Annotated in this window: 8 protein-coding genes; 7 read left to right on the top strand and 1 reads right to left on the bottom strand. The window is 60.2% G+C overall.

Annotation, left to right across the window (positions count from 1 at the left end; all coding sequences use genetic code 11):
- Nucleotides 1-169 precede the first annotated feature (169 nt).
- Nucleotides 170-4117 carry a S8 family serine peptidase gene (locus HMPREF2879_RS00040; RefSeq protein ID WP_141753012.1) on the bottom strand — a complete coding sequence of 1316 codons (3948 nt, stop codon included), beginning with the start codon at nt 4115-4117 and terminating at the stop codon, nt 170-172.
- A gap of 364 nt (nt 4118-4481) precedes the next feature.
- Between HMPREF2879_RS00040 and HMPREF2879_RS00035 the strand changes: the two genes are divergently transcribed.
- The 7 genes from HMPREF2879_RS00035 to HMPREF2879_RS00005 all read left to right on the top strand — a co-directional run bounded on the left by HMPREF2879_RS00035 (nt 4482) and on the right by HMPREF2879_RS00005 (nt 11307).
- Nucleotides 4482-5108 carry a hypothetical protein gene (locus HMPREF2879_RS00035; RefSeq protein ID WP_070634520.1) on the top strand — a complete coding sequence of 209 codons (627 nt, stop codon included), beginning with the start codon at nt 4482-4484 and terminating at the stop codon, nt 5106-5108.
- Entirely contained in the window at nt 5105-5938 is an 834-nt protein-coding gene (locus tag HMPREF2879_RS00030) for a type VI secretion protein (protein WP_070634519.1), read from the top strand. Before HMPREF2879_RS00035 ends, HMPREF2879_RS00030 begins: the two co-directional genes overlap by 4 nt.
- A 116-nt stretch (nt 5939-6054) precedes the next feature.
- Nucleotides 6055-7014, top strand: coding sequence for a hypothetical protein (locus HMPREF2879_RS00025; RefSeq protein WP_070634518.1), 960 nt, complete (start codon nt 6055-6057; stop codon nt 7012-7014).
- Complete coding sequence (locus tag HMPREF2879_RS00020) at nt 7011-7673, top strand: hypothetical protein (protein WP_070634517.1); 663 nt, start codon at nt 7011-7013, stop codon at nt 7671-7673. The genes HMPREF2879_RS00025 and HMPREF2879_RS00020 overlap by 4 nt, the downstream gene beginning before the upstream one ends.
- Nucleotides 7674-7857: 184 nt before the next feature.
- Nucleotides 7858-9015, top strand: a complete 1158-nt coding sequence (locus HMPREF2879_RS00015; protein ID WP_070634516.1) for a pyruvate ferredoxin oxidoreductase — start codon at nt 7858-7860, stop codon at nt 9013-9015.
- Between the two features lie 293 nt (nt 9016-9308).
- Nucleotides 9309-9779: a DUF4870 domain-containing protein gene (locus HMPREF2879_RS00010; protein ID WP_070634515.1), complete on the top strand. Its 471-nt coding sequence runs from the start codon at nt 9309-9311 to the stop codon at nt 9777-9779.
- A gap of 235 nt (nt 9780-10014) precedes the next feature.
- Nucleotides 10015-11307: an adenylosuccinate synthase gene (locus HMPREF2879_RS00005; RefSeq protein ID WP_049340360.1), complete on the top strand. Its 1293-nt coding sequence runs from the start codon at nt 10015-10017 to the stop codon at nt 11305-11307.
- Nucleotides 11308-11412 lie beyond the last annotated feature (105 nt).

Raw genomic sequence — 11412 nt, 5'->3', positions numbered from 1 at the left:
GGCCCCACCGGCAGACGACGAGTGAGTGCATCCGCCGGTGAAACCGCCACCAAAACTTGAGAGGTTCCGGGGTCTTCAGGCCCCGGACCCTGCCGGTTCCGGGTACCCCTCCCACCCCATGCAGGGGGCGGGAGGGGACCCGAACTGTTCGCTACCGGTTAGCTACCGTCTAGCGGCCGGCCTGGTTAGCAACCTTCTCGGTGTAGCGGTAGATGAACGCCGCCATCGCGTCGCGGGCAATGGGGGTCGCCGGGCGGTAGGTGCCGTCCGGCCAGCCGGTGCTGATGCCCTTCGAAGCCAGCCACGTGATTTCACGGTAGAACTGGTTATCGGTGGAAACATCGCTGAAGTGGCTGGTTGCGGGCAGGTCCACGTGCGGGGAACCCGCTACACGGTAGAAGAACGCAGCCATGGCGTCACGGTTCACCGGTGCGGAGGGGCGGAACGTGCCGTCCGAGTAGCCGGTGGTGATGCCCTGAGCCTTCATCCACTCAATCTCCTTGTAGAAGGGGTGCGTGGTGGGCACGTCCTTGAAGCTCGGGGTGGAGGGGGCAGTGAACTGCGGGGAACCCTGCATGCGGTAGAAGAACGCCGCCATTGCGCCACGTTCCACAGACTCCAGCGGGCGGTAGGTGCCGTCCGGGTAGCCGGTGGTGATGCGACGCTGAGCCAACCAAGAAATCTCAGTGTAGAACTGGTCGGTGTTCTTCACATCGCTAAAGCGGGACGGAGTGATGTACTCGGTCTGCTGCTCCTTGATGTTCAGCACCTCGGCGCGGTTGCCCTTGGCGCCGTTGGTGCCGGAGAGGTCGCCGGTGCCGTTGTGCAGGTGCAGCAGCAGCGCCTTGGCGGGTGCGCCGGATTCGCCGAGCGCGGGGATCGCGTCAGCGGAGCGGTGCGCCGTCAGGGTGGTGGTGGAGGCATCCGGGTGGAGGCCAGCCACGGCGGAGGAGTCGCCGCTGAACCACAGCTTGGGGCTGAAGGGACGGTACTTGATCCAGCCGGTTTCGCTGACGTTACCCCACTCGTACTGGGTGGTTGCGCTGACTCGGTACTGGATGTCCGGGTTGTTTGCACTGGTCAGGCCCAGATCCTTGAGGGGTGCACTCATGATGAGGGTGTTGGTGTCCATCATGTTGGTGTCCACATCACCCCAGGCGCCGTTGAGCGGGTAGTAGCCGAGCTCGACGAGGTTGCCGTTCTTGTAGCCGTAGAGGCGAACCAGCGGGTAGTCCAGACCCTTAGCGCGGTCGGTGACCAGCTTGTAGTCGGCGCGGTTGTTGCCGTCGGTGTCGATTTCTACGGTGAAGGTGTTCTCGTAGGAGACAACATCCCAGTTCGCCCAGGTGGAGATACCGAAGCGCAGGGTGCCGTCATCAGCGTTGCCGCCGGCTGCCTTCAGCGCGGGCGCATCCGAGGAAGCACCGACGTACTGCAGGTTTGCCTTAACGTTGCTGTTCAGCGACAGGGAGGTGGGAGCCACACGGTCCACGCTCGCACCGTACTCGAACGCGCCGAGCAGGGAGCGGTAGCCGCCCTGGTTGACCTCGGTGCCGCGCAGCGAGATCTGGGACTTGGTCCAGCCGGTGTCTGCCTTCTGAGCCTCGTCGCTGGAGGGCTTCTGGGTGAAGGTGACGGTGTCTTCGGCAGCGTGCATGGTGCTCACGGGCTTGGGTGCCACGTGAACGGGCAGGCGCAGTGCCTTGGTGCCGTCTTCGGTGAGGACGAGTCGGCCGGATGCGCTGGCAATGTACTGACGGTACTGTTCGGGAACGGTTTCGTTGCCGGTGTAGTAGTCAGTTGCGTTCTGGGTGGTGTCCATTGCCGCGTCGCGGGTCTTCTCCAGCTTGGACGGGTCGATGCGCACGGTGACTTCGAACTTCTTAGTTTCACCGGGTGCGAGAGTGACCGCGGAGGGGAAGGAGTATTCCACACCGGGAATATTAGTGCTTTCAGCGTAGGACAGGGCGTAGGTGTGTGCCACGGAGTCAGTGTTCTCGACCGTCACCTCGCGGGTGAGGGCCTGAACGCCAGCATCCGGTGCGTACTCAAGCACACCGAAGCTCAGGGACACGGTACCGCTCTTGTCAGCGTTGTAGACGAGGGACTTCGACTGCACGGCAGCGAGGGTGTCGACTCGTCCGGCACCCACACGGTCCACCGCGTATGCGGCACCGGATTCAGTGCGCACATCGTGGGTTGCGGTGTTCATGAGGGCGGACTTGACCTGTGCGGGGGTGTAGGTCGGGTGGCTCTGCATGACCAGGGCAGCGGAACCGGCAACGTAGGGTGCCGCCATGGAGGTGCCGCTGAAGGTCACGGAGTTGTTACCGGTCGCCACCGCCGCGGAGGTGATGTACGAGCCGGGTGCCGCAATGTCGGGCTTGGTGTAGCCGTAGCTGCCGTGGAAGCCGCGGGCACTCATGGGGTTCAGCTGATCCAGCTTATCGGTGTCCACGCGCAGGGAGGACTTCAGCTCGTTGCCGAGGCGCACGGTCAGGGGCTTACCTGCCGCTTCTGCTGCGGTGATCTGTGCACGCAGGTCCTTAGCGGCGGATGCTGCCAGGCGGAAACCGGGCAGGGTATCGTTACCGGCAATACCCAGGCCGGGTTCTTCGTCATTGCCTGCAAGCAGCACGCCCTTGGCGCCTGCCGCCTCCAGGTTGTCGAAGCGCACCTTGGAGCCGCAGGCGAGTTCACCGTCATCTTTAGCCCAGTCGATGAGCACCCACTTGCCCTTTACAGCTGCCGCTTCGTCGGTGCTGAGGGCGTTGCAGGCGTAGCGGTTGTTCTCGGAGATTGCGGTGAGTTCGCCGGTGAATTCCTTGCTACCTGCCTGTGCCCAGGGGTAGGAGACGCTGTAGTCGCCGCGTACCTTGCGGGTGGTGCCGGTGGCGGGGTCGGTCAGCTCTGCCGCATCCACAGCACGGGTGGAGCCGTAGGCGTTAGCTACGGTGATTGCGCTGGCTGCGGTGGCGGGGTGACCGGAGTTGGAGTAGGTGTCGCCGCGCAGGCTGTAGTCGTTGGCGTTACCTGCGGAGATCACGGAGAGCACGCCGGCGCGGGTGAGCGCGTCAACGGCGTAGGCTTCGGGGTCATCCTGCGGGGAGAATTCGCCGCCGAGGGACATGTTGACCACGTTCACGCGGTCGGAGAAGTCGCCGTCACCGTTGGGGTCGAGGGCACGGTCGAGCGCCTCGATAACGACGTTGGTGCTGCCACTGCAACCGAAGACGCGGAAGGCGTAGATTTCAGCGTCGGGTGCAACACCGGGGCCAATCTTCATGGTCTTGAGCTGCTCTGCGGTGAGCTTGCTGTAGTCGCCGGTGAAGGTGGTGCCGTCGGCGTTCACGCCGTAGCCTGCCGCGGTGCCCGCCACGTGGGTGCCGTGGCCGCCGGTGGTGCAGTCGAGCGGGTTGCCGTCGGGGGTTGCGGTGTTGCTGCCGTCGTAGGCGTCACCAACGAGGTCGTAGCCGCCAGCAACCTTGGTGCGGTTGATGAGCCCGGAGTCTGCGGAGGGCAGCTCGGTGAGTTTGGATGCCTTCTCGTAGTCTTCGAGCTTGCCGCTACCGCCGAAGTCGGTGTGGGTGTAGTCGATACCGGAGTCGATGACGGCGATCTTCACGCCCTTGCCGGTGTATCCGCCCGCGCCGGCGGGGTTGGTGGTGCCGGTCCAGGTGGCGAGAGAGCCTGCGTCAACGGCGGCGCCCGCGTTCTGGCGGTACTTGGGCAGGATGGGCGAGATCTTCTCCACATCGGGGCGGTTGGCGAGTGCCTTGATGGACTCGGCGTCACCGCGCACTGCCACGCCGCGTACTGCGTTGTGGGTGGTGTAGAGGACCTGCGCGCCGGACTGGCTGCTGACTTGCTGTGCCTGGCTCTGCACCTGGGAGGCGATTGCCTGCACCTGCGAGCTGCGGTTGACGGGTGCCTGCGTGCCAGCGAGTACGCCTGCGGGCTGGGTCTGTTCAAAGGCGCCCTTACCCTTGAAGCGGACGAAGGCGGTGACGGTGCCGCTGGCGTTCTTCATGCTTTCGCTGAGTACCTGCTTGACGGCGTCGGGGTCTTCTGCGGCGTGGGCGGTGGTGCCCAGGGCTGCGAGGGGGCTCAGCGCCATGCTGAGGGTGAGTAGCCCGCTGCCGATTCGGCGTCGATGCGACCGGCCGCGGGGGTTTGGGGAGGCGGTGTGTGTCACGGTGCTCCTTTGCTTGGCTCCCGGGGTGTTTCTGGGAGGCTTGTGGTGTTGTTCTGGTGGGTTCTAGTTGAACTTGAACACACTAGATGTGAACTAGGATACACCTCAAAATGGCTTGTGAAGCGTTTATTACTCCTAAATGCATCAAATTGTGGACATGTTCGACCCTTTTCTTTTTCATGCTTTTTATTTGCACTCGGGTTCAGGTTCTTTTCAGGTTCGGTTGTTACTGTAAAACCATCTATTGAACATCTATCAAAAATGTTGGGATATGGAGGGCTGAACCATGGTCAAACGACGCGTTTCTGGTGACGATTCTGTTCTGCTGATGTCGTCCCAGGTTGTTTACGGCCGTCCCGGCTCACTGTTGGAACGCATCCATAGGGGAGAGGTGCAGGGTACCCTCACCGAGTACAGCTCATCCGCCTGGCAGATTGGAGATGTGGTAGGCTACGCCCCCATGGAAAAGCCCCGCGAAACCTTCAATGCGAAGGGCTTCTTCACTGATTGGAGCGGCTTCACCTGGTACGTGCTGGGTCCACTGCTGCGGATGGTGTTCTGGTCATCTTTCTTTATCGTGCTGATGAGCCCGATACTTTTCAGCCTGGGTTTCAGGGGAGTGGGCGAGGAAATGGCGATGATACTTGTCATTTTTTTGATTCCGCTCTTTTATTTCCCTCCGCTGATTTTGCTTGTGGGCTTTGTCGGCCTCGTCGCAGAAATCTGGTTGCTGCTCCTCTGCGCAGGAAAGTTTCTGGATGCTGTTGGGGATGCTGTCGAATCGACGCGCCTGCTCGTTAGGCAGCACAAGATTCAGCAGGATTTTCAATTCCGGCTGGTGTACGAGTGTACCCCGACCACTGTTAGTTCACCCGCGGTATCACTGCGTCACACTGCTGAGGAGGAATCATGACTGCCGATAAGAAGCAACCCATCGACAATCAATCTGTTTCCCCTAGTCAGCGTGTTTTGAAGGTGGCGCCCCATGTGTATTACGGTCGCCCCAATCCGCAGCTGATGCGCATCCACGCGGATGATGTTCAGGGAACTCTCCCCAATGGAGAATCGCCGGAGGAACACGGCGGCGAGCTGGTTGGTTACTGCCCTCTGCCGGTTCCTAACCGCAAGCCCCACACTGGTAGACGCGTGGTGGAGGTGCTGGTGTACCTAGCGTTGGCTATCGCGGCGAATCCTTTCGTATATTTCTTGTTGCCTTCTTATAGCCTGAGCGAAGAAACTCTAGGTTCTCTATATCTGGCGGGCATAGGGTTTTCGGTGCTGAGCATCGGTATTCTTCCGCTGGTACTGCTCGTCTTCTCCCTGGGCGCTGTTATCAATTTTCTCGCTGTGATGGTGAATTCCATCTGGAGGCGTGGAGCTGAGGAGAGGTTCACGTTCCGGCTGGTGTATGACTGCGCCCCGCCCTCTAAAACAAACCAGGAGCGCTACGCTTCGCGGCATCGTAGTGGCATTACTCAGCCGGTGACGAGTTTTGGCGGTTCGTCTGATTCATCTCAGAAGGGGGAGGCGAAGCTTCTGTTCTTTGCCGTTTCCGTACTGAATCCTTATATTGCGGCGGGGATTCTCTCCATTACGGGCCTGTTCGGGGCGGGGCCACTCGTCGCAGCTCTCTTTATGATGGTGAATCAGGTGAGCGCAGGGCTCATGGGGATTCCCGGCATCATCTGGTTTGTGGCGTGGATTCTGAGCATCGTGCGGCTTAACGAAGCGGCCGAGGCTTAAGCAGACTAGCCACTGGCTCAAAGAACAGCTACGGGATTGAGCCCCCGCGCACCGAACACACAATGTAGACAACACAACAGACACTAACAAGCAGACAAGCATTGGAGGAGGTTACCGTGGCGGAGCATAGCGAAGCACCGAAAAACCCTCAGAACCCAACCGAGAAGAGCGATAGCGAGTATCAGCCGCTGTGGGATATGGAGCAGCCCGCACCCGAATACTCGGCTTTGCTTCTTCACGGAACGCCGGTTGCCGCGCCGACCGGGGAGATTCCCGAGCCGGTGAAGGAGGTCCTGGAAATACAGAAGGCTCGTTCTGCATCCGCGCCTGCTGACCCATCGATTCCTGCAGCACCTGATTCTGCGGTGCCCAACCCTGCAGCGCCCAATTCTGCGGCGTCTACTCTGGCGGTTTCGGCTCCTGCGCCTTCTGTGCAGGCTGCGTACTTTTTCCCTTCGGCGATGGGTCACCCGGTGCTGAACCGGCCGCTGTATGGCCGCCCGGGCCCCACGATGCGCCGCATGTCCCCCATGGGCACGGATGCTGGCGCATCTGCACACCGGCAGGTGCCGACCGCTTTTCCTGCCTGGATGGATGAGAAAGTAGTCGGTACTCCGCGACCTATCGGGTACATCCCTGCGGCACCGGTTGCGGGTAGGGTAAGCGGATCAGACCTGCGGAGGAAAGCATGGCCTGAGCTCATCGCCCTTTTCTTCATTGGTGTGGTGTTCAACCCCCTGACCTATATCTCCTTGGCTTCTGTCGCCGGGGGGTCTGAAGCTGGTGGGTATGTCTTCTACGTCTTCATGATGATTACCGTAGTGACTTTTGGTCTCCCCCTGGGATTATGGGTTAGTGCGCTGATTTATACGCTGTACCGGCTCGATCGGAAGCGCCAGGACTTGAAGCAGGAGGCCATGCCGCTTGGGCCGTTCTGGTTCTATCTGGTGTACGACCGTCTGCCCAAGAACGCTGAGGAGATGCAGGGGATCCTGGGCGCAACGTCTTCGATGTCCTCTGCGGCGGTTGCTCCTACCCCTGCGCCGCCGAACTCACATATGGGCGGCGCATCATGACCGGCGGAGCGCAGGCGCAGACCCCGCAATGGCGTATGGATTCCTTCACCGTTGATGCCGCCCTGCCTGTGGCGACGGAACCTGTCTACGGTATTCCCGACCCAAGTCTGCAGCCCATGCAACTACTGAGTGCGCTGTCGAAGGATGCCGGACCCACGCAGGTGGCTTCCGTGCGCTGGCAGAATCAGCCCGGCACCGCGACGGCTCTGTCTGAACCGGCTCTGTCAGCACCGGGGGAAGACACCGGCGAAGCTCGGGTTGTTGGCTACATCCCCGCAACCACACCCGAAGCCACCGTGGATTGGGCTAAGGCTCGTCTCGGGTACGCGTGGTGGCTGGTTTTGTGTGTGGCGTTGCAGGTGATTAACCCGTTCCTTGTGCTGCCCCTTCTGTACGCGGTGGATGAGCAGTCTGCGTGGCAGGTTTTTGGCGCCTATTTCTTTGTCTGGCTGTATTCGTTGTTCACGGTGCCCTTTATCTGGCTTGGCTTGATGATTTATTCGCTGGTGAAGCTCTCGCAGAAGCGGCGGGAGGCGGTAGCGAGGGCAACGACGTACGGTGCGTTCTGGTACCACCCGGTGTACGACCGCACCCTGCAGGAGGGTGCCCACCCGGACGAAGCGGGGGAGCCCGAGGGAGTGTCAGTGCCGGCGGAGTAGCTTCCCGCAAATGCCCCCAGTAGACCCCTGGTAACGTTGAACCCCCGGCAGTGTTAACACGTGCGTGTTGGCGCTTGTCGGGGGCTTTTCTCAGCTTTTATCAGGCAGGTTTCAAGGGACTGCCCAGCGCACGCTGGTACGGTGGTGCCACTAGGAGTATGTCTGGTGAGCGAAGGAGACGACCATGGCAGACCGCCCCACTGAAAAGAAGGAAACTGCAAAGAAGGACGAGGCGTACCAGCCCCTCTGGGACACCGACCAGTCCGTCCCGGAATACATGACGCTACTCATGGGCGAGCAGACGCAGAAAAATGAAGACGCTGAGCTATATGAAGAATCCGACGACGAAGAGCTAGAACACCCCGACCCCGATTATGAATACGTCTACCCGGGTGCCCCCAAGCGCTACGACTCCGCGCGGAAAGACTCAGAAGACGAACCCGAAGACTCTCATGACACCGACAAAATCGACGAGCCGGAAGACACCTCAGAAGACACCCCGGAAGATACTCACGAATCTCGCAAGGACGACGAGGCGAACCACCCGGTAGCGCTCGCCTCCACTGAACAGGCTCAGCAAGAGCAGGCTCAGGCAACGCACGCCTACGGCGAGTACGTTCGGCTGGAACACCTCGGTCTGCAACCGGGCGCTATTCTGCCGGTCATCCCCGACCCGCTCTTCGGCACCCCCGACTCAAAACTCATCGAAATGCGCCTACTGGACCGCTCCCACGACGAGTCCGCACCCATGCAGGCGTGCGCTGCCCACCTGAACCCGGTCAAGAATGAGGAGAACCCCACCTCGCGGGCGGCAATGATCCAGCCGGTAGGCTACGTTCCCATCAATAATCCGTTTGCTGGCTCCAACATTGAAGAGATCGAGAGTCAGCGCACATTCTGGAAGACCGTGCTTATTGTCCTGCTGATACTGAACCCGTTTGTGCTGGTTCCTCTGGTGAGTATGTTCGATAGTAGTGCTGGCATGTCGATGCTGCTCTTCTTCATCACTATCGGCGTGGGATCGTTGTTTGTGGTGCCGATCCTATGGATTGTGGGTATTGTTCAGGCGGTGAAGCGTAAGAATCAGCTGAGGGAACTCCTCCAGAAAATAGAGACGGCACATGCCGAGTTCTGGTACTACCTCGTGTACAACCGCCTGCCGGACGGCTACACGGGCGTCAATGGCTTCACGAAGGAAGAAGAGGATTCTTTCTCGGTGTACGAGTTTCTGAAAAAGCAAGAACACGCAAAGCTACACGAGGCCGCCGCACAGCGCGAGGCTGCCGCACTACATAAGCCCGCCGCGCATCCTGCGCTCGCTGATGAAGAGAAACAGGACTAACCTCGGCCAGCCCACACCGTATAACGACCTGCCCCTCCACGTACATAACACCGCGTGGAGGGGCAGGGGCGTCTTTTTGTGTCATATTCGGGTTTCTTCGTCTGTTGTCCGGCGAGGGTTAATATTCCATTTACTTTGCCTTGATAGGGTGAAACCATCACGAGCGTTGCGACCAAGTAGAGCGAGGCGGGCACCCGCCGAAAACGGTGAGTTAGCCTGCCGCCGCGCCTCAATGATTAGCCGCACCTCAACGATTAGCTGTATCCACTCATCGATAGATTAGGAAAAGAACGATGTCCCAGAACCCGAACCCTGAACAGTACAACCAGTACTCCCAGCAGGCACCCTCCTACTCGCAGGCGCCGGGTCAGCAGCCCAACGGTTACGTAGTCTCCTCCAAGGACGACCAGAACATGGCGATGCTCGCGCACCTGGCTTCTGCAATTCTGTCTCTGCTGTCCTTCGCATCCGCAAGTATTCTCGCGCCGCTGGTCATGTGGTTCATCTATAAGGACAAGCCCGGTTACGGTTTCACTAAGGAAGCATCCCGCCGCGCGTTCAACTTCAACTTCTCCCTGTGGGTCATCAGCATGGCTTCCTGGCTGCTGATTATTCTGACCTTCGGCATCCTGGGCATCATCCTGTGGGTCGTCCCGATGGTTGTGGCTATCCTGATGGTTATCTTCCACAGCCTGGCTGCTATGGCCGCAAACCGCGGTGAGCAGTACACCTACCCGATGACCTTCATCGAGATCATCAAGTAGTCTTCATCAGCTCATACCGGTAGCGCCCCCGTCCGAATATCGGATGGGGGCGTTGCCGTGCCCGGTGAAGCTCACCGGCACCGTATCCGGCACGCCTACCGCCCCGTCACACGGGACTTAAAGGGGCGGGCACGGTATCATTAGAAGAGGTGTGCCTACCCGGATCATGAGGCGGTAGGTCGCCGCCGCGCCGTGAAATCCGGTGCGTATCTTCAAGGCTTTCAAGGAGCACAAAATGTCAGCTGTCGTGATTGTGGGCGCCCAGTGGGGCGATGAGGGTAAGGGTAAGGCAACCGACCTGCTCGGCCCCCGCGTAGACTACGTGGTCAAGCCCAACGGCGGTAACAACGCCGGTCACACCGTGGTGGTGAACGGCCAGAAGTTTGAGCTGAAGCTGCTGCCCGCGGGTATTCTGAGCGAGAATGCCGTCCCCGTGATTGGTAACGGCGTGGTTGTTAACCCCGAGGCTCTTTTCGCTGAGATTGACGGCCTTGAGGCCCGCGGCGCTGACACCTCCCGCCTGAAGATTTCCGCTAACGCACACCTGGTCGCACCCTACCACCAGACCATGGACAAGGTGACCGAGCGTTTCCTCGGCAAGCGCGCTATCGGCACCACCGGCCGCGGTATCGGCCCGACCTACATGGATAAGGTTGGCCGCCTCGGCATCCGTGTTCAGGACATCCTGGACGAGTCGATCCTGCGTCAGAAGGTTGAAGGCGCACTGCGTCAGAAGAACGAACTGCTGGTGAAGGTCTACAACCGCCGCCACGTTGAGGTTGACGAGATTGTCGAGTACTTCATGTCTTACGCCGAGCGTCTGAAGCCGATGATTGTGGACACCACCCAGCTGCTGAACAAGGCACTGGACGAGGGTAAGACCCTGCTGATGGAGGGCGGCCAGGCAACCTTCCTGGACGTTGACCACGGCACCTACCCGTTCGTGACCTCCTCCAACCCGACCTCCGGCGGCGCGTGCGTCGGTTCGGGGGTGGGCCCGACCCGCATCTCCCGTGTGATTGGTATTCAGAAGGCGTACACCACTCGCGTGGGTGCTGGCCCCTTCCCGACTGAGCTGTTCGATGAGATGGGCGAGTTCCTGCGCACCACCGGCGGCGAGTTCGGCGTGAACACTGGCCGCCCGCGTCGTTGCGGCTGGTACGACGCCGTGCTGGCGCGTCAGGCTGTGCGCATCAACGGTTTCACCGACCTGTTCATCACCAAGCTGGACGTGCTGACTGGCCTGGATAAGATCCCGGTCTGCGTGGCTTACGACGTTGACGGTGTGCGCCACGACGAGATGCCGATGACTCAGACCGAGTTCCACCACGCTAAGCCGATTTTCGAGTACTACGATGGCTGGACCGAGAACATTTCGGATGCGAAGAGCCTGGATGAGCTGCCCGAAAACGCCCGCAAGTACGTGCTGAAGCTGGAAGAGATTTCTGGCTGCCGTATTTCTGCAATTGGTGTGGGCCCGGACCGCGACCAGACCATCGTGGTCCGCGACCTCATCAACGAAGACTAAGCTAATAAGCTCAATACGTGAAAGCCCCCGGAGGGTGCCTTACTGAACTGCCTCCCGTTTCTTGGACAACGAAAATAAAGTCCAAGAAACAGGAGGCTTTTCATG

It is taken from the genome of Rothia sp. HMSC069C04, assembly GCF_001812895.1.
GTDB lineage: Bacteria > Actinomycetota > Actinomycetes > Actinomycetales > Micrococcaceae > Rothia.
The sequence above is the reverse complement of the archived record's forward strand: the minus strand, read 5'-3'. Positions and strand labels throughout refer to the sequence as shown.

What these genes read in the sequence shown, in the direction of transcription:
- HMPREF2879_RS00040 (WP_141753012.1), bottom strand. Translation starts at nt 4,117, where the DNA reads ATGGCGCTGAGCCCCCTCGCAGCCCTGGGCACCACCGCCCACGCCGCA.
- HMPREF2879_RS00010 (WP_070634515.1), top strand. Translation starts at nt 9,309, where the DNA reads ATGTCCCAGAACCCGAACCCTGAACAGTACAACCAGTACTCCCAGCAG.
- HMPREF2879_RS00015 (WP_070634516.1), top strand. Translation starts at nt 7,858, where the DNA reads ATGGCAGACCGCCCCACTGAAAAGAAGGAAACTGCAAAGAAGGACGAG.
- HMPREF2879_RS00030 (WP_070634519.1), top strand. Translation starts at nt 5,105, where the DNA reads ATGACTGCCGATAAGAAGCAACCCATCGACAATCAATCTGTTTCCCCT.
- HMPREF2879_RS00035 (WP_070634520.1), top strand. Translation starts at nt 4,482, where the DNA reads ATGGTCAAACGACGCGTTTCTGGTGACGATTCTGTTCTGCTGATGTCG.
- HMPREF2879_RS00005 (WP_049340360.1), top strand. Translation starts at nt 10,015, where the DNA reads ATGTCAGCTGTCGTGATTGTGGGCGCCCAGTGGGGCGATGAGGGTAAG.
- HMPREF2879_RS00020 (WP_070634517.1), top strand. Translation starts at nt 7,011, where the DNA reads ATGACCGGCGGAGCGCAGGCGCAGACCCCGCAATGGCGTATGGATTCC.